The following is a 17,248-nucleotide window of genomic DNA, read 5'->3' on the forward strand; positions in this document are numbered from 1 at the left end:
GTCGTCCGGGTGCCCGATATGACGCCGATGGGTGGTCCAGGTTCCGGACGGCCCTCCGGTGGGTAGCCCACAGGTGTGAGCTGAGCAGGCTCAGCCTGCTGCGACGAGTGAGAGGTGATCACATGAGCCAGGGCGACGCCCCGGTCGGGCGATCGGTGAAAACGGCGGCGGCCGGCGTTCGGGACCTCGCCGCGGAGGCCGCGCGGGTGGGGGCGGCCGCGGCCGCGCGGGCGGTCGAAATCACCGACCGGAAGCTGGCCGAAGGCAAGGACGAACTCGCGAAGGTCGGCCGGGCGGCGACCAAGGACCTCGACAAGAGCACGCGGTCCTCGCGCCGCGACGTGCTGGCGAACTCCACCGCGGCCCGCGACGAGATGCTGGCCAGGGCGGCGAAGATGCGCGACCCGGGCCGCAAGGCGGCGCAGGCGGTCGCGGCCGTCGTGGGATCGGCGGGGGAGTCGGGCCGCGCCCGCCGGAAGGTCGTGACGGCCGCGAAGCGGGATTTGGCCGTGGCGCTCCAGGAAGCGAAGCGCGTGGCCCGCGGCGAACGCACCAAGCGGGCCCGCTGGCCGTGGCTGGTGGCGCTGGGCGCGGTGGCCGCGGCGATCGTGGCGGTGGTTCAGGTCCGGCGGGAGAACCCGTTGGCGGAGACGGAAACCAGCGGGCGGCCGGACGAGAAGCCGGCGTCGCAGTCGAGCGGCAACACGGCCGCGCTGCCGACGGAGAAGCCCGCGGCCGCGAAGCCGGCGGAGACCGCGGCGAAGCCCGCCGCTGACAAACCCGCCGCGCCTCAGACCGCGAAGCCTGCGGCCGACAAGCCGGCTTCGCCGCAGACCGCGAAGCCCGCACAGCCGGCCGCGAAGCCGGCGACGACCCAGCCGGCCGGTAAGACCGAGGGTGCGAACGGTCGCGCGCCCGCCGGGCGGGGCCAGAACAAGGCGTAGCGCCTCGCGGCTCACCCGGCGACCGCCCGGCCCCAAGCGCGCCACATTGGGTGCGTTGGACGCAACCAACGCCACATTGGGGCGCTTGCCCCGGGGGCGGATGCCGGGAGAAAGCGCTTACACTCGGACGGTCGCCGGAACGAGCGGAGGTCGTCGATGGGGTGGCGGTTCGCGGTCAGCACGCTGGGCATGCCCGGTGTCCCGGTGCGGGAAGCCGCGCGCACCGCGCTCGCGCACGGCTGCGAAGGCTTGGAGCTGCGCGTACACCCGGACGAGGAAGTCCACTTGGGACTGTCCGGTCACGACGCCGATCGGGTGCGCTCCCTCCTGACCGGCGAGGGGCTGGCCGTCGCCGCCCTGGCCGGATACGCGAAGGTCGCCGCGCCCGGGGCCGACGAGCCCGTGGTCGGCGAGCTGAAGGCGCTGATCGAGCTGGCGCACCGGATGGGCGCGCCGGCGGTGCGCGTCTTCCCCGGCGGCGACGGGGACGCACGGCCCCGCATCGGCGCGGTCCTCGGCGACCTGCGCGACGCCGGCGTGCGGCTGCTGGTCGAGACGCACGACTCGCATCCCACCGGGGCCGCCGCCCTGGACCTGGTCGCCGGGTTCGGGGAACCGGACCTGGCCGCGGTGCTGTGGGATGCCGTCCACCCGTGGCGCGCCGGGGAGGCGCCGGCCGTCACCAAAGCGGTGCTCGGTCCCTACCTCGGCTACTTCCAGGTCAAGGACGCCGTGAGCCTCGACGATCCGACCCCGGTACCGCCGGGGGAGGGCGCCGTGCCGCTCGGCGAATGCGGCGAACTCCTGCGGTCGTGGTCGGGCTGGGTCTCCCTCGAATGGGAAAAGGCGTGGTACCCCGCCATCGCGCCGGTGGACACGCCTTTGCGCGCGGCGGCGGCCTGGTTCGGCCGGTACGCGCCGCGGTGACGGAGGCCGGGCGACGCGCGCCCGGCCTCCGGTGCGGCTAGCGTCCGGAGAAGTTGACGTCGCTGCAGAAGTAGTACGACTGGTCCAGGTGGCTCGCCTGCCAGATCGTGTAGACGACGTGCCGCCCCGTCCGGCTGCCCGCGTTCACCGCGACCTGGTACTGCCCGGCGGGGGCGTAGCGGCCCGTCTGGGCGACCAGTTCGAGGTTGCCCCAGCCCAGCGGCTGGGTGGCGGGGTCGAAGCCCTGCTTGGTGATGTACACCAGCAGGTAGTCCGCGCCGTGGTGGGCCTGGTCGGTGATCGTCAGGGTGAACCGGTTGTCCTTGTTCGCCATCTGCCACGCGCCGACGGTGTCGAGGGCGTTGTACCGGGGTGCCTGCGTCCGGCCGCCGCTGCACAGCGTGCCGTCGGGGATCGCGCCCTGGTGGTTGCCCTTGACCCCTTCGCGGTAGAGGCCGTTCCAGTTCCACATCGCGTTCGGGTCGGCCTGCCAGGCCTGCCAGCACATCGGGTCCTTGGTCGCCATGGTCGGGTTCTGGAAGTCGCTGCCCCAGCGGTTCCAGCAGCCGTAGTTGCGCGACGGCGGGTCGGTGGCCGAACCGTGCGCGTCGGCGACGCCGGTCAGCACGCCGCCCAGCAGCACGGCGGTCACCGCCGTCACCACCAGGGAGAGCAGGGTCTTGCGGGGGCGGATCCGTCGGGGAACCACGCTGTCCTCCTTCGTCGGGGCCGGATACGGGAGCGCTCCCAGGCGGACGACCATACGCGGCACCACCCGCCGCGGGCCACACCTCGATCGCCGGAAACCCTTGCGGTGGTTCGCATTCCGGCGCGCTGCCGGACTGAACGCCTCCTGAACGGCGGAAGGTCCGGTGTCCCGGGCCGCCCGATCGGTCCGGGCCCGGAAACGGGCCGTGAGCGAGTCGCGCCGCGGCTGCTCCACGCGGGCGTATCCGGAAAAACTATCACCGGGCTCGGAGTCCTCTGAGGACTTGAAGCGATCTGTGGTCGGTGCTATATAGGAAGAAGAGAAGCGCAGGACATGACCTGGTGACATCGCGAGACGATCCGGGGAGTGAACGACGATGCCGGACAAGATCGCCCGTTCGGCCGCGGCCGACGGGTTCGCCGAGCTGGTGCTGGCCGACCCCGCGTGGGTCCGGGCGGAGTTCGACGCGATCGTGACCGCGAACTTCGGCCCGCCCCCGCCCTTGCCGCCGGCACGGTTTCCTGCCCGCCGCCGGCCCGGGCTTCCCCGCCCGGCCGCGGTGCTCGGGCTGCCCCGGCGGCGCCCAGGCGTCCGGCTGCTCGCCGGAAAGTGCCCGCGCCGGGAGCGATCCCCTCCGGAAGCCCTGTCGCCACAGCGGATGGACAGTGGAGAAAGGGGAGTGATGCCATGACGGCACCCGGATTCCCCACGGCGCCCGCGTGCGCTGCCTGCACCGACCGCGGCCGGTAGGACCCCGCAGTCCCGGCCACCGCGCCTCCAGGCGCACTTCCGCGGCAGCCACGCCGGCCCACCGGGGCCGTCGAGTTTCTCGCGCGACCATGGGACAAACGGTTTCGACACGCTGGTTCCTCCGCGGGTCCCGGTGCCGCACCGGCACCGGGACCGGGCGGAGGCCCGAGGGGAGTGACCACGGTGCCCGACGAGTTCACCCCGGCTAACGACGTCGCCGACCAGGAGACGCCGGTCGCGCCCGGCCGCGACGACGTCCTCGAACCGGAGATCACCGGCGTGCCCGCCGACGCCGATCCGGCCGACTTCGCCGACCAGCACCGCGAGGCGCCCGTCCTCGGCGACGACGAACCCTGGCCCTGAGTTACCACGACAGATATTAGCCCCGCTGCAGCAGGTGCACCTCGCTCGGCGGCCGCCGCACCCGGACCTCCTCGAGGAAGTTCGACACCGGGGAGTGGAACAGGCCGTAGTCGTCGAAGTGCACCGGGACCGCGCGCCGGGGCTCGAGCAGGTTCAGCAGGTCCACCCCGCCGCGGTGGTCGAGGGTGACGAGGACACCGAACGCGCGTGTGCCGCCCAAGTGCACCACCGCGAGGTCCAGATCGGGGAAGTGGCCGCGGATGGCCCGCAGTTCGTCGTGCATCACGGTGTCGCCGCTCAGGTAGATCCGCAGCGGATCGGCTTCCGCCGCCGCGCGGTACTCCAGCACGCTGCCCATCACCGGGGGCAGCAGCCGCCGCATCGGGCCCGGGGCGTGCCGGGCGGGCACCGCTGTCACCGACAGGCGCGCGTCGCCGTCGGAGAAGGTTTCCGTGGTCCACGTCGGCAGCGGCAGCGGCGCGTGGAACCCCCGCCGCAGCAGGCGCTTCGCGGCGTGCTCGGTGGTGAGGACGGGGGTGTCGCGCGGGAGCTCGCGCGAGGCGATCCGGTCGAAGTGGTCGCCGTGCAGGTGGGACAGCACCACGGCGGTCAGCGGCGGCAGTTCCACGGGCTGCAGCGCGGGTTCGGTGCGCCGCCGCGAGAACAGGCCTTGACCGAAGTACGACCATTGGCCGCGGTGCAGGAAGTTGGGGTCGGTCAGCAGCGTGAACGGGCCCAGCCGGAGCACCGTGGTCGCGGTCCCGACGAACATCAGGGAGTCGCCGCTCGGGCGTTCGAACGCGGGCATCGGCGGTCCTTTCACCGGCTCGGGTTCCGGGGCACGGCCGGGTGACCGCGCCCCGGAGTGGCGGCTCAGCCCTGGGACCGCACGTTTTCCCGGGCTTCCTGGGCGCGCTCGGTGACGTCGCCGGTCGCCGACCGCGCTTCGTCCTTGACCGTGGTGGCGGCGTCGGCGGCTTCGGACTTCACCGAGTCCGCCGCCTGCCGCACGGGCTCGCGCAGGTTCTCCTTCAGCTCTTCGGCCGCGTGCTGGGCGGCCGGCGCCACGTGCTCGCGGGCGAGGCCGGTCGCCTGGCCGGCCAGCCGGCGCTCCGGATCGCTCGCGGGCAGCAGGGACGACACGAGCCAGCCGGCGCCGAAGGCGATCAGGCCGGCGGCCAGCGGATTCCCTTGCGTGCCACGGCGGATCGACGCCGGCGCGTCGCTGACGGCGCCGGCGAGCTTGTCCCCGGTGGCCGAGGCGGCGGAACCCACCTTGTCGCCCGTGGTCGACGCGGCGCCGGCGGCCGTGCCCATGACGCGGTCGCGCGCGTTGCCGAACGCCGTGCGCATCCGGCCGACGCGGCGTTCGACGATCCGGCCCGGGGTCACCTTTTCGGTGAGGGCGTTCACGTCCGTGCTGAGATTCCGTTGCGTGCCTTCGATTTCGCGGCGGATCCGCTCCGGTTCGGTCATGGTCGCTCGCCTTTCAGTGCGTCCGGGACCTGCTGCAGGGTCTCGACGGTGCGTTCGGGTTTCGGGGAGATCCGGTGGACTTCGCGCCGCCCGGTCGCGTAGAGGACGGCACCGGCGATCACCCACACCACCGCGACGATGAGTGCCGCCCAGCCCGCGTCCATCACGTTCGCCAAGCCCTGCCACAGGGCGAGGGAGAGGAACAGCACGACCATGTAGCCGGCGAACCCGGCGCCGCCGAGCATGCCCGCGCCCTTCGCGGCCTTGCCGGCCTCGGCCTTCACTTCGGCCTTCGCCAGCTCCACTTCCTGCCGCACCAGGGTGGAGAGGTCCTTCATCACGTTGGACATCAGCTCGCCGACCGAGGCGTCGGCGACGTCGACGGGCCGGTCGGGCCCGGGTCCCTGCGTCATCACGGCACCTGCCCCGGCGCGGAGAAGCGGGGGCTCGGCTGCGGAAGGTCTTCCGGGGGCTGGGGCGCGGTGTAGCCGCCGGGTGTCGTGGCCGGACGGCTGGGCTGCGGGAGTCCTTCCGTGGGCTGGGGGGCGGTGTACCCGGCGGGTGTCGCGCCCGGCTGCGGGAGTCCTTCCGCCGGCTGGGGCGGGGTGTACTCGCCGGGCGTCGCACCCGGCTGCGGGATCGGCGGGGTCGCGGCGGGGCCGGCGTGCGGCTGCGGGATGTTCGCCTGGCCGTTCGGCGAGCTTTCCTCCTTCTGCTCCGCGACGACACTCCGCGTGAGCCGCCCGACCAGGGCACCGGCGACGGCCGCGCCGGCGAGGAACGTGCCGGGACGGCGGCGGGCGAAGCGCCGTACCTCGTCGAGGAGGTCGCCGGGTTCCCGGTGCTCCAGCCAGTCGGCGACCGAGCGCGTCCGGTCGGACACCTGCCGGGCGATGTCGGCGGCGACGCCGGGGGAGTCGGTCTGCTCGGCCATCCGCTCGAGCTGGCCGGCCAGCTGGTGGAGGCTCGCGGCCGCCTTCCGCTGCCCGTCCTTGGCCTGCGCTCGCACCTGCTGACGGCCTTCGTCGAGCAGGTCGCGGGCTTCCCGCTGGGCGTGCGCCGCGACGTGTTTCGCTTGCTCCGTGGCGGTTTGCGCCACCTCACCACCCCGGTCGGCGGCCGTGGAGGCCACTTCGCGGGCTTCGTCCTTGGCGGTTTCCGGCATCGACTGCGAGCCGCTGCCCTGCTGTTGCGGCGGTGACTGACCGCCGGGTCCCTGTGTCATCTCGACCTCCTGGCCTGGTAGGGCGGCTGGCTACCCGGGGGTCCCGGGGATAAACCGGACACACGAAGCAACGGCTCAGGGCCCGAGTTGCCCGGCAAAACGATGACAAAACGATGCAAGCGTTCTAGGGTCGGACCTCGACGGAGGGAGGTCCCCGTGACCGACGACGGGACGCCCGCGCTGACGGTGCGGATCCGCACCCTGCCCGAAGCCGTCGTCGTCGCGGCGGCCGGCGACTTGGACCTCGGCACCGCGCCGGTGCTGCGCGCGCGGACGCGGGCGGCCCTCGACGGCGGCCCGGGCGCGCTCATCGTGGACCTGGGCGGGATCGCCTTCTGCGGCTCGGCGGGCCTGCAGGTCATCGCCGAGCTCGTCGCGGCCACCGCCGCCGCGGAGCTGCCGTTCGCGGTCGTCACCGACCGGCGGCCGGTCCTGCGCACCCTGCGGCTCAGCCGCCTCGACGCCACGCTCGCGCTGTACCCGACGCTGGCCGGCGCTCGCGCGTGGCTGCGGGAGCGGCCCGGCGAGTGAACGGCGTTAGGGACTCCCCGCGGGCGGGTAGTCCCCAGCCATGGAAGCGGAGGCGCTGCTGCAGAGCCTGACCCGCGTCGTGACCGCGCTGACCGGCACGGACATCCGGTTCGCCGTCGCCGGCGGCCTGGCCGTGTACGCCCGCGGCGGGCCGCCGTCGGACCACGACGTCGACCTGTTCCTCAAGCCCGGTGACGCGGACCGCGCGGCGGAGGTCCTCAGCGCCGCCGGGCTGCGGCGCGTGCACCCGCCCGAAGACTGGCTGACGAAGGTCTACGACGGGGACATCCTCGTCGACCTGATCCACCGGCCCAACCACCGGCCGGTGACCGACGAGCTGCTCGACCGGGCCGCGCTGATGCGGGTCGGGTCCACCGCGGCGCCGGTCGTCTCCGGCACCGACCTGCTGGTGGACAAGCTGCTCGTGCTGAGCGCGCACCGGTGCGACTTCGCGCCGCTGCTGCGGATCGCCCGCGACCTGCGCGAGCAGGTCGACTGGACCGAGGTCGCCGTGCAGGTGTCGGCGTCCCCGTACGCCCGGGTGTTCCTGAGCCTGCTCGGCGACCTGGCCGTCATCGACCCGAAGGAGGCACTCGTGCCCGAACCCCCGCAGTACCTCGTCGCCCGGCTCAGCCGGGCCCTGGCCGAAGACCCCCGCACCGCCGAGCTCGGCGTGCACGTGACCGTCCGCGGCGAGCACGTCCACCTGACCGGCGAAGTCACCTGTGCCGCGCGGAAGGCGGAGGTCGACGCCGTCGTCCACGAGTACCTGTCCGGAGAGCTGGTGCACAACGACGTCCGGGTCGCCGACGTCCGGGAACCGGCGAGCGCGGAGGAGATCGGCTCATGAGGATCGCCGCGGTCGGGGACGTGCACCTCGGCGAAGACTCCCGTGGCCTGCTCCGGCCGGCCCTGGAACACCTGGCGGGCACCGCGGACGTCCTGCTGCTGGCCGGCGACCTCACCCGGCACGGCACGGTCGACGAAGCCCGCGTGGTCGCCGACGAGCTCGCCGGGCTCGGCGTGCCGATCGCCGCCGTCCTCGGCAACCACGACCACCACAGCGACTCCGCCGAGGTGATCGCCAACCTGCTGCGGGAGACCGGCGTGGAGGTGCTGGAAGGCGAGGCGGCCCGGTTCGACCTGCCGGACGGCTCACTGGGCGTCGCGGGCGTCAAGGGCTTCGGCGGCGGGTTCGCCGGCAAGTGCGCCAGCCGCTTCGGCGAGCGGGAGATGAAGGACTTCGTCGAGCACACCATGGCCTCGGCGAATTCGTTGCGCAAAGCGTTGCAGAGTCTCGACACCGACGTAGTCGTGGCCTTGACGCATTACGCGCCGATTCCCGGGACGCTGCACGGGGAGCCGCCGGAGATCCACCCGTTCCTCGGCTCGTACCTGCTGTGCGAGCCGATCGACGAGGTGGGCGCCGACCTCGCGCTGCACGGCCACGCCCACTTCGGGTGCGAGCAGGGCGTGACACCCGGCGGGGTGCGGGTGCGGAACGTGGCCCAGCCGGTGATCCGGAAGGCTTACGCGCTGTACGAGCTGCACCCCGCCGAGCTGTCCGCACGCCGCTGACGTCTCGCGGAGACTGTTCCGGTGTCCGGCAGCCGGAGGTGACGCTTGACCAAGTCCGTGCTCGTGCGCGTGCTGCTCGTGGTCCTGGTGGTCGTGGTGCTCCTGCTGGCCGCGGTGTGGGCGGTCCAGCGGCGGCTGATCTACCTGCCGGACCCCACGCCGGTGCCCGCGGCGGCGAGCGTGCTGCCCGGCGCCGAGGACGTCCGCCTCCGCACCGCCGACGGGCTGGACCTGGGCGCCTGGTACGTCCGCCCGCAGGGCCGCGACCCGGCGGCGACGGTCCTGGTCGCGAGCGGCAACGGCGGCAACCGGGCCGGCCGGGCCCCGCTGGCCGCGAAGCTCGCGAAGGCGGGGCTGGCCGTGCTGCTGTTCGACTACCGGGGATACGGCGGTAATCCGGGAGACCCGAGCGAGGACGGCCTGGCCCTCGACGTCCGCGCGGCCCACCGCTTCCTGACCGAGGACCGGCGGATCCCACCGGGGCGCATCGTCTTCTACGGCGAGAGCCTCGGCTGCGCCGTCGTGACGGAACTGGCCCTCGAGCACCCGCCCGCCGGGCTGCTGCTGCGGTCCCCGTTCACCGACCTCGCGGCGGTGGGCGCGCAGATCTACCCGTACCTGCCGGTGCGGCTGCTGCTGCGCGACCGCTTCCCGGTGAAGGAACAGGCCGCACGCCTGCGCGTCCCGGCGGTGGTCGTCGTGGGCGGCCGGGACTCGATCGTGCCGCCGGCGCAGAGCCGCGAGGTGGCGGCCGCCGCGTCGGCGCGGCTGGTGGAGATCCCCGGCGCCGACCACAACGACCCGGTCCTGCTCGACGGCCCGGAGCTGGTCGAGGCGGTGCTGTCGCTGGTCCCGCGCTGAACCTGGTCCTGGCGGACCCAGGCACGGCCGGACCTGTCCCGTCGTTCGCGGCGGCCGCAGGATCGACGTCATGACGAACAGCATGAAGGCGGTCACCATCCCCGAGTTCGGCCCGGCCGAGGTCCTGCGGCTCGGCTCCGTGGCGGTCCCGGAGCCCGGGCCGGGCGAGGTCTCGATCGACGTCGCCTACGCCGGCGCCAACTTCGCCGAGGTCCTCTACCGGCAGGGCGTCGTGGACGTCCCGCTGCCCTTCGTCCCCGGCATCGAGGTCTCCGGGCGGATCCGGGCGCTCGGCGAAGGTGTCGACGGCCTGTCGGTCGGTCAGCCCGTCGCCGCGTTGACGATCGTGGCGAGCGGCGGCTACGCCGAGGTCGTCACGACCTCCGCCGGCCTCGTCGCGCCGCTCGGCGAAATCGGGCTGGACGTGGCGGCCGCGGTGCCGTCCAACAGCACCACGGCTTTCCTCGTCCTCGAACGCGTGGCCCGGCTGCAGCCCGGCGAACGCGTGCTGGTGCACGCCGCAGCCGGCGGGGTGGGCAGCCAGCTCGGGCAGGTCGCCCGTCTGCTCGGGGCCGGCCGGGTGGTCGGCACCGTCGGGAGCGAAGCCAAGATCGCCGCCGCGAAGGTGTTCGGCTACGACGAGGTCGTCCTGCGCGACCAGGTCGCCGGCACCGGCGAGTTCGACGTCGTCGTGGACATGGTCGGGGGAGCGGCGCGCCGCGCGAGTCTCGACCGGCTGGCGCCGATGGGCCGGCTGGTGGTGATGGGCAACGCCTCGGGCGCCGAGGACGCCGGCATCTCCGCCAACGAACTGTGGTTCACGAACAAGACCGTGTCGGGCTTCAACCTCGCCGCGTTTTCCGCCGTGGCACCGGAAACCGCCGGCCGGGCCCTGCGCCGCGCCGTCACCGCCGTCGCGGACGGCACCTTGCGCGTCGACGTCGAGTCCCTGCCGCTGGCGGACGCCGTGACGGCACACCGCCGCATCGAATCCGGCTCGACGACCGGCAAGCTGGTGCTCCGCGTGCGGTGAACCGCCTCAGGTGCCCATCTTCTTCATCAGCTCCGTGATGTCGGCGACCTGGTCGGCGGGCGGCACCGGGATGTCCACCGCCTTGCCCCAGTCGCGGTAGTCGGTCGTGGCCTTCATCGTGGGGTCGCCCTGCGGGTTCGGCGGGGACCCGGCCGTCAGGTCGACGGCGAACCGCACGGGCCGCCGTGCCGCGTCGAGCCACAGCTCGGCGGGCACCTTCGCGGTCATCGGCTTGTCCGCCTCGCCTTCCCCGGTCCGGTGCGCGAACTCCGGGAACAGCTCCGGCGCCTTCGCGACGTCGATTTCGAGGCGGTAGTGGTTCACCGGCAGGGCACCGAGCTGGGTGTGCTCCGCCGACACGATCCGGCCGGTCCGCTCGAGGACCATCAGGGCCCAGCCGACGTCGGGCAGCTTCTGGATGAGCGCCTCGCCCCCGGCCATCGCCCGGCTGACCGGGTCGGCGCTGTCGGGGTCGGCGCTCATCCACTGTTTGCCGGGGATGACTTCCTGGGGCATCCGGGTGTAGCTGCGCCCCTGGATCACGCGGTTCTCGAACCCCTGGATCACCATCGTGATGCTGCCCCGGCCGCCGTCGAGGGTGAGCGAGCCGGGAACGGTGGAGGTGGTCGTGCCGAGCACGGCGGTCATGGTGAAGGTGGCGGACGGCGTCTCGGCGACACCGGCCCGGGTGCCCGCGACGAGCTGGGCGACGTCGGCGGCCGGTGCGGTCAGCGTGGCGGGGGCCGGTGGCGGGGTTCCGGTGGGACCGGGGTCGCAGGCCGTGAGGGCCAGTGCCGCCGCGGCGATGATCAGGCCGGTCTTCCGCATGGAACCCCCTCGACGTCGTGCTCGGGGAAGCTATCGGGCGAAGGTCACGATCCGGGCGCTGCGGTGTGACGTGTGTCCGCCTTGAGACCCGGGCCGGATCGCGCATAATGGCCACTGACCGACTGCTTGGTATGTGCCGGGCACCACAGCCGAAGGAGACACCCTGCCGTGAACTCGTTCAAGGATCGCGTCGCGATCGTCACCGGGGCCAGCCGGGGCATCGGCCTCGGGATCGCGAAGACGCTCGTCGAGCGCGGTGCCCGGGTGTGCCTCACCGCGCGCAAGCCGGAGGCGCTCGAAGAGGCCGTCAACTCCCTCGGCGGCCCGGACGTCGCCATGTTCGTGGCCGGCAAGTCCGACGACACCGACCACCAGGACGAGACGGTCGCCAAGACGATCGAGACCTTCGGCCGGCTCGACTACCTGGTCAACAACACCGGCATCAACCCCGCCTACGGGCCCACCCTGGACATCGACCCCGCCGCCGCGGCGAAGATTCTCGGCGTCAACGTGCTCGCGCCGCTGGCCTGGACCAAGCGTGCCCGCGACGCGTGGATGGGGGAGCACGGCGGCGCCGTCGTCAACGTCTCCTCCGTCGCCGGGATCCGCGCTTCGCCGGGCATCGGCCTGTACGGCGTCAGCAAGGCCGCGCTGATCCGGCTGACCGTCGAGCTCGGCGCCGAGCTGGGCCCGAAGATCCGGGTCAACGCCGTCGCGCCGGCCGTGGTCAAGACGCAGTTCGCGACCGCGCTGTACGAGGGCCGCGAGGAGGAGGTCGCCTCGGCGTACCCGATGAAGCGGCTCGGCGTGCCGTCCGACATCGCGGGCGCGGTGGCGTTCCTGCTCTCGGATGACGCCGGCTGGATCACCGGCCAGACCGTGGTCCTCGACGGCGGCGTGACGCTCGGCGGTGGCCTGTGACCGGCGTCGTCGTCACCGGGGGCGGCGGGGGCATCGGTGCCGCGCTGGCCCGCCGCTTCGCCGCCGACGGCGCTCAGGTCGTCGTGGCCGACCTCGACGGCGACAAGGCCGCCGAAATCGCGAAGGAAGTCGGCGGGACGGCCTTCGCCGGCGACGTCGCCAGTGCCGAAGGCGTCGCGAAGCTCGTCGAGAGCGCTCGCGGCACCCTCGGCGAGATCGACGTCTTCTGCGCCAACGCGGGCATCGCGCCCTTCGGCGGCGCCGAAAGCGGCGAAGACGTGTGGGCGCGAACCTGGGACGTCAACGTCATGTCCCACGTCCGCGCGGCGAACCTGCTGCTGCCGGCGTGGCTCGAGCGCGGCAAGGGCCACTTCGTCGCGACGGTGTCCGCGGCCGGCCTGCTGACCAGCCTCGGCTCGGCGCCGTACTCGGTGACCAAGCACGGCGCGCTGGCGTTCGCCGAATGGCTGTCGGCGACCTACCGGCACCGCGGCATCACCGTGCAGGCGATCTGCCCGCAAGGTGTGCGCACGGCGATGCTGGAGAGCACCGGCACCGCGGGGCAGCTGCTGATGGGCGCGTCGGCGATCGAGCCGGAGCAGGTGGCGGACGCGCTGTTCACGGCGATCGAGGAGAAGCGGTTCCTGGTGCTGCCGCACCCCGAGGTCGCGGGCTACTACGCCGCGCGCGCCACCGACACCGACCGGTGGCTCGGCGGCATGAACAAGCTGCAGCGCAAGGTCGAGGAAGCCGTCGGCGAGCTGTGAACCCTAGCGGACCACGCGGTACCAGTCCGGGCGCAGCACTTCGAGCCTGATCGTCCGGCCTCCGGGGTGGTCGAACATCCGCACGCCGTCGCCGAGCAGCACCGGGACGGGCAGGGCGAGGATCTCGTCGAGCACGCCGGCGTCGAGGCACTGCCGGGCGACGCCGGCGCCGAGGACGTTGACGTACTTGTCGCCCGCGGCTTCCTTCGCGGCGGTCACGGCCTCTTCGAAGTCACTCACGAAGGTGACGTCGGGGGCCGCGGCCGCCGGACGGTGGGTGAGCACGAACTGCGGCCCTTCCCAGCCGCCGCCGAAGGCCTTGCCCTCGCCTTCGGTGCCGCGGTGGGGATCGTCCCCGCCGTAGGTCCGGCGGCCGACGAGCAGCGCGCCGATCCGCGGGATCAGCTCGTCGACCAGCGGGTCGGGGCCCAGGTACGGGGTCAGCCAGGACATGTCCCCGCCCGGGCCGGCGATGAACCCGTCGACCGAGCAGCTGAACGCGTAGAGCAGTTTCGCCATGGGTTGGTCTCCTCGAACTTCGGTGGACTTCGGTACTGACGGCGGCGGCCGGAAAACTCATCGGCTTCACCCGCCCATGTCCGGAACGCGACAGGATCACCACGGATCGTTGACAACGGTGTCAGTCCCCGAGGACCGTTCCGTCTCGCATCGGCTGTGTTTTCCGGGGCTCCGCCCCGGAGTCGGGGGCTTCGCCACCCGAACCCCCGAAAGAAGATCGACTTGTGCTCAATGGCGAAGGACAAGTGACATGGTCTTGCGTACTTTCACGCGGTTTTCGGCCGCCACCCTCCTGGCAACAGCCGGAATGATCCCGGTACCCGCCTCCGCGGCGCCGCTCGTCACCGACCCGGCGTCGCTGGTCAACCCGTTCATCGGCACCTCCAACGCCGCGGACGACTTCCCCGGCGCGGACGTCCCGTTCGGCATGCTCCAGTGGAGCCCCGACACGCCCAGCCGCCCCGACGGCGGCGGTTACGAGTACAAGGATTCCGCCATCACCGGCTTCAGCCTGACGCACCTGTCGGGCCCCGGCTGCGGCGCGGACGGCGATGTCCCGATCCTCCCGACCGTCGGCGCGGTCAGCACCGGCGCGAGCGTTTCCTTCAGCCACAGCAACGAATCCGCGAGTCCCGGGTACTACTCCGCAGGCCTCGGCAACGGCGTCAAGACCGAGCTGACCACCGCGCTGCGGTCGGGGATCGGGCGTTTCACCTTCCCCGCGACGGCGCAGGCCAACCTGCAGTTCAAGCTCAACGGCAGCCAGAACGGCACGACGAACCAGACGTGGACGGTGGTCAGCCCCACCGAGGTCTCCGGCTCGGTCACGTCCGGGCACTTCTGCGGCGCGGGGTTCACCTACACGCTCTACTTCGACGTCGTCTTCGACCGGCCGTTCAGCACCAGCGGAACCGCCGCCGCGCCCGCGGTGACCCCGAAGGCGGCACCGGGCAAGCTGCACGGCACCGCGACGGCCGAAGCGGCCCCGGCGGCCGGGCCGGGCAGTGCGTACGTCCGGTTCGACACGACGAGCAACCCGACCGTGCAGGCCAAAGTCGGCATCTCGTACGTCTCGGTGGCCAACGCCGTCGCGAACCGCGCGGCCGACATCCCGGCGTTCGACTTCGCCGCGACCAAGCAGGCCGCGCACGACAGCTGGAACTCCCTGCTCGGGCGGATCCAGGTCGCCGGCGGCACAGCGGCACAGCAGCGCGTCTTCTACACCGCGCTGTACCACTCGCTGTTGCACCCCAACGTCTTCTCCGACCGCAACGGCCAGTACATCGGCTTCGACAACCAGGTGCACACCGTCGCGAGTGGACACTCGGCGCACTACGCCAACTTCTCCGGCTGGGACATCTACCGCACCCAGGCGCAGCTTTCCGCGCTGGTCGCGCCCGCGGAGACGAGCGACATCGCGCAGTCGATGATCGCGGACTACGCCCAGGGCGGCACGCTGCCGAAGTGGTCGCAGAACAACGGCGAGACGTACGTGATGGTCGGTGATCCCGGCACGGCGATCCTCGCGAGCTACTACGCCTTCGGGGCACGGAACTTCGACACGGCGGCGGCGTTGCAGGCGATGCTGCGCGAAGCGAGCACGCTCAACAACGTCCGGCCCGGCCTCAACGCGACGAACGCCCCGGGTTACCTGCCCGCCAACGGCACGTACCAGTGCTGCAACTTCTACGGGCCGGTTTCGACGCAGCTGGAGTACGACACGGCGGACTTCGCGCTCTCGGCGTTCGCCGGGGCGCTGGGCGACACCACGAACCAGGCGTTCTACGCCGGCCGCGCGCAGAACTGGAAGAACACCTTCAACTCCGCGAGCGGGTTCATGCAGCCGCGGCAGGCCGACGGCTCGTGGACCGGCGGGTTCGACCCGGCGAGCGGGTCGAACTTCGTCGAGGGCACCTCGTGGCAGTACACCGGCATGGTGCCGTTCAACGTGGCGGGCCTCGCCGCGGCGCGCGGCGGCAACGCGTCGCTGATCAGCTACCTCGACAGCGTGCTGGCCGGGTTCCACGGCAGCGGCGGGAAGCAGGCCGACCTCGGCAACGAGCCCAGCCTCGAACTGCCGTGGGAGTACGACTACGTCGGGCAGCCGTCCAAGACGCAGAAGGTCGTCCGGCAGGTGCAGGACCAGATCTGGACGGACGCGCCGGGCGGGCTGGCCGGCAACGACGACCTCGGCGCGATGAGCGCGTGGTACGTCTTCTCGGCGCTGGGCTTCTACCCGATGACGCCGGGGACGGCGGACCTGGCGCTGGGCAGCCCGCTGTTCACGCAGGCGGTGGTGACGCTCCCGAGCGGCAACACCCTGACGGTGAACGCGCCCGCGGCGGCGGACAACGCGCCGTACGTCCAGAGCGCGACCTGGAACGGCTCGGCGTGGAACAACGCGTACGTGCCGGCGTCGGCTCTGGCGGCGGGCGGGACGCTTTCCTTCGCGCTGGGGACGTCGGCGAACACTGCGTGGGCGGCGTCGAACCCGCCGCCGTCGTACGACGGGACGCTGCCGCATCTGGGTCCGCTGACCTCGGGCGTCGCGGGCAAGTGCGCGGACGTGGCGCAGAGCGGCACGGCGAACGGGACGCACGTGCAGCTGTACACGTGCAACAACACCGGCGCGCAGAAGTGGTTCTCCGGCCCCGACGGCACGTTCCAGGCCCAGGGCGGCTGCCTGGACGTCAGCAACAGCGGCACGGCGAACGGCACGAAGGTGCAGCTGTGGCAGTGCAACGGCACCGGAGCGCAGAAGTGGCAGCCGGGCACGGCGGGCGCGCTGGTGAACCCGCAGTCGGGCCGGTGCCTGGACGACCCGAACAGCACCACGGCCGACGGCACCCAGCTGCAGATCTACGACTGCAACCAGAGCGCGGCCCAGAGCTGGACCCGCGGCTGACCCGGTCGGGGCAGGTCAGGGGGCCGGGTGGGCCGGGAAGCGCGGCGGGCGCCGCTCGTTCCAGCTCGCCAGGCCCTCGGCCAGCTCCGGACGGCCGAACGACTCGATCATCAGCGCCGTCGCCTCACGGGCCGCCTCCGGGAGCGGGAGTGCGGCTTCGCGGGCGAACTGCGCCTTCATCACCGCCATCGAGCGGGGTGCGCTGTAGGTCGCCAGCTCGGTCGCGTACGCGTGGGCGCGCGCTGTCAGCTCCTCCGCCGGGACCACTTCCTGGACCAGGCCGTAGCCGAGGGCCTGCTCCGCGGTGAACGTCCGGCCGGACAGCAGCAGGTCACGGGCCCGGCCCTGGCCGACCAGCTCCGGCAGCAGCTTCGCGACGCCGTACTCCGCGATGAGGCCGCGGCGGGCGAACGCGGTGGTGAACTTCGCGCCCGCGGCCGCGAAGCGGACGTCCGCCGTGCACGCGATCACGAAGCCCAGGCCGGCGCAGCCGCCGTTGACCGCCGCCACCACCGGGACGCCCACTGCCGCGGCTGCCAGCACGTCCCGCCAGTTCTCGTGCCCGCCGCCCGAGGCCGGGGGCGCGGCGGAGATGTCGTCGAGCAGGCCCAGGTCGGCGCCCGGGCAGAACGCCTTGCCCGCGCCGGTGACGACGACCGCGCGGACCGCCGGGTCCGCGTCCGCCTGCCGCAGCACCGAGCCGTAGCGCGCCTGCATCGGAACGTCCATCGCGTTGCTGCGGCCGGGCTTGTCGAACGTCAGCGTGGCGACGGGGCCGTCCGCCGCGTACCGCACACCATCCACAGTGGACTCGGTCAAGGCCGCCTCCTCGGGGTCGCCGACCATACTAAGCGGTCGCTTGGAGTACGGCCAGTTCGAAATTGTCGAACCCTTTGGTTACCCGGAAACCC

At 72.7% G+C, this 17,248-nt stretch carries 20 protein-coding genes; 12 read left to right on the forward strand and 8 right to left on the reverse strand.

All coding sequences use genetic code 11. From position 1 onward, the window contains the following. Positions 1-122: 122 nt before the first annotated feature. Positions 123-944, forward strand: coding sequence for a hypothetical protein (locus AB0G28_RS10735; RefSeq protein ID WP_361086028.1), 822 nt, complete (start codon positions 123-125; stop codon positions 942-944). A gap of 156 nt (positions 945-1,100) precedes the next feature. Next, positions 1,101-1,871: a sugar phosphate isomerase/epimerase family protein gene (locus AB0G28_RS10740; RefSeq protein ID WP_361086031.1), complete on the forward strand. Its 771-nt coding sequence runs from the start codon at positions 1,101-1,103 to the stop codon at positions 1,869-1,871. Positions 1,872-1,908: 37 nt separating this feature from the next. On the opposite strand, the gene AB0G28_RS10745 is transcribed toward AB0G28_RS10740, so the two are convergent. Continuing rightward, positions 1,909-2,580, reverse strand: coding sequence for a lytic polysaccharide monooxygenase (locus AB0G28_RS10745; protein WP_361086034.1), 672 nt, complete (start codon positions 2,578-2,580; stop codon positions 1,909-1,911). 376 nt (positions 2,581-2,956) lie between these two features. On the opposite strand from AB0G28_RS10745, the gene AB0G28_RS10750 reads away from it, so the two are divergent. Together AB0G28_RS10750 and AB0G28_RS10755 are read left to right on the forward strand one after the other, a co-directional pair. Then, the gene (locus tag AB0G28_RS10750) at positions 2,957-3,271 is read left to right on the forward strand and encodes a hypothetical protein (RefSeq protein ID WP_361086037.1); all 315 of its coding nucleotides are present in this window, start codon (positions 2,957-2,959) and stop codon (positions 3,269-3,271) included. 233 nt (positions 3,272-3,504) lie between these two features. Further along, on the forward strand, positions 3,505-3,693 hold the full coding sequence (locus tag AB0G28_RS10755; RefSeq protein ID WP_361086040.1) for a hypothetical protein: 189 nt from the start codon (positions 3,505-3,507) through the stop codon (positions 3,691-3,693). Positions 3,694-3,709: 16 nt separating this feature from the next. On the opposite strand, the gene AB0G28_RS10760 is transcribed toward AB0G28_RS10755, so the two are convergent. From AB0G28_RS10760 to AB0G28_RS10775, 4 genes are all read right to left on the reverse strand, one after another. Continuing rightward, complete coding sequence (locus AB0G28_RS10760) at positions 3,710-4,501, reverse strand: MBL fold metallo-hydrolase (RefSeq protein ID WP_361086043.1); 792 nt, start codon at positions 4,499-4,501, stop codon at positions 3,710-3,712. 65 nt (positions 4,502-4,566) lie between these two features. Next, positions 4,567-5,169, reverse strand: a complete 603-nt coding sequence (locus AB0G28_RS10765) for a DUF3618 domain-containing protein (protein ID WP_361086045.1) — start codon at positions 5,167-5,169, stop codon at positions 4,567-4,569. Next, positions 5,166-5,582, reverse strand: coding sequence for a phage holin family protein (locus AB0G28_RS10770; RefSeq protein WP_361086048.1), 417 nt, complete (start codon positions 5,580-5,582; stop codon positions 5,166-5,168). Before AB0G28_RS10770 ends, AB0G28_RS10765 begins: the two co-directional genes overlap by 4 nt. Beyond that, a complete protein-coding gene (locus tag AB0G28_RS10775) occupies positions 5,582-6,394 on the reverse strand; it encodes a hypothetical protein (protein WP_361086051.1) in 813 nt (270 codons plus the stop codon). Before AB0G28_RS10775 ends, AB0G28_RS10770 begins: the two co-directional genes overlap by 1 nt. A gap of 156 nt (positions 6,395-6,550) precedes the next feature. On the opposite strand from AB0G28_RS10775, the gene AB0G28_RS10780 reads away from it, so the two are divergent. From AB0G28_RS10780 to AB0G28_RS10800, 5 genes are all read left to right on the forward strand, one after another. Next, positions 6,551-6,925: an STAS domain-containing protein gene (locus AB0G28_RS10780; protein WP_361086054.1), complete on the forward strand. Its 375-nt coding sequence runs from the start codon at positions 6,551-6,553 to the stop codon at positions 6,923-6,925. Positions 6,926-6,965: 40 nt separating this feature from the next. Then, positions 6,966-7,775 (forward strand): nucleotidyltransferase family protein, encoded by an 810-nt coding sequence (locus AB0G28_RS10785; protein WP_361086057.1) that lies wholly within the window; start codon positions 6,966-6,968, stop codon positions 7,773-7,775. Next, positions 7,772-8,503, forward strand: coding sequence for a metallophosphoesterase (locus AB0G28_RS10790; RefSeq protein WP_361086059.1), 732 nt, complete (start codon positions 7,772-7,774; stop codon positions 8,501-8,503). The genes AB0G28_RS10785 and AB0G28_RS10790 overlap by 4 nt, the downstream gene beginning before the upstream one ends. A gap of 45 nt (positions 8,504-8,548) precedes the next feature. After that, complete coding sequence (locus AB0G28_RS10795) at positions 8,549-9,364, forward strand: alpha/beta hydrolase (RefSeq protein ID WP_361086061.1); 816 nt, start codon at positions 8,549-8,551, stop codon at positions 9,362-9,364. A gap of 70 nt (positions 9,365-9,434) precedes the next feature. Further along, positions 9,435-10,397: a zinc-binding dehydrogenase gene (locus AB0G28_RS10800; protein ID WP_361086063.1), complete on the forward strand. Its 963-nt coding sequence runs from the start codon at positions 9,435-9,437 to the stop codon at positions 10,395-10,397. Positions 10,398-10,403: 6 nt separating this feature from the next. Here the strand turns inward: AB0G28_RS10800 and AB0G28_RS10805 are convergent, their stop codons facing one another. After that, positions 10,404-11,225 (reverse strand): hypothetical protein, encoded by an 822-nt coding sequence (locus AB0G28_RS10805; RefSeq protein ID WP_361086066.1) that lies wholly within the window; start codon positions 11,223-11,225, stop codon positions 10,404-10,406. Positions 11,226-11,393: 168 nt separating this feature from the next. Between AB0G28_RS10805 and AB0G28_RS10810 the strand changes: the two genes are divergently transcribed. After that, complete coding sequence (locus AB0G28_RS10810; RefSeq protein ID WP_361086069.1) at positions 11,394-12,146, forward strand: SDR family oxidoreductase; 753 nt, start codon at positions 11,394-11,396, stop codon at positions 12,144-12,146. Continuing rightward, positions 12,143-12,913 carry an SDR family oxidoreductase gene (locus tag AB0G28_RS10815; RefSeq protein ID WP_361086072.1) on the forward strand — a complete coding sequence of 257 codons (771 nt, stop codon included), beginning with the start codon at positions 12,143-12,145 and terminating at the stop codon, positions 12,911-12,913. The genes AB0G28_RS10810 and AB0G28_RS10815 overlap by 4 nt, the downstream gene beginning before the upstream one ends. A gap of 3 nt (positions 12,914-12,916) precedes the next feature. Here the strand turns inward: AB0G28_RS10815 and AB0G28_RS10820 are convergent, their stop codons facing one another. Continuing rightward, entirely contained in the window at positions 12,917-13,432 is a 516-nt protein-coding gene (locus tag AB0G28_RS10820) for a dihydrofolate reductase family protein (protein WP_361086075.1), read from the reverse strand. A gap of 250 nt (positions 13,433-13,682) precedes the next feature. Between AB0G28_RS10820 and AB0G28_RS10825 the strand changes: the two genes are divergently transcribed. Next, positions 13,683-16,337 (forward strand): lectin, encoded by a 2,655-nt coding sequence (locus AB0G28_RS10825; protein WP_361086077.1) that lies wholly within the window; start codon positions 13,683-13,685, stop codon positions 16,335-16,337. A 15-nt stretch (positions 16,338-16,352) separates the two neighbouring features. Here the strand turns inward: AB0G28_RS10825 and AB0G28_RS10830 are convergent, their stop codons facing one another. Then, positions 16,353-17,156, reverse strand: coding sequence for an enoyl-CoA hydratase-related protein (locus AB0G28_RS10830; protein WP_361086080.1), 804 nt, complete (start codon positions 17,154-17,156; stop codon positions 16,353-16,355). Positions 17,157-17,248 lie beyond the last annotated feature (92 nt).

It is taken from the genome of Amycolatopsis sp. NPDC021455 (genome assembly GCF_040640995.1).
In the GTDB taxonomy this organism is placed as follows: Bacteria; Actinomycetota; Actinomycetes; order Mycobacteriales; family Pseudonocardiaceae; genus Amycolatopsis.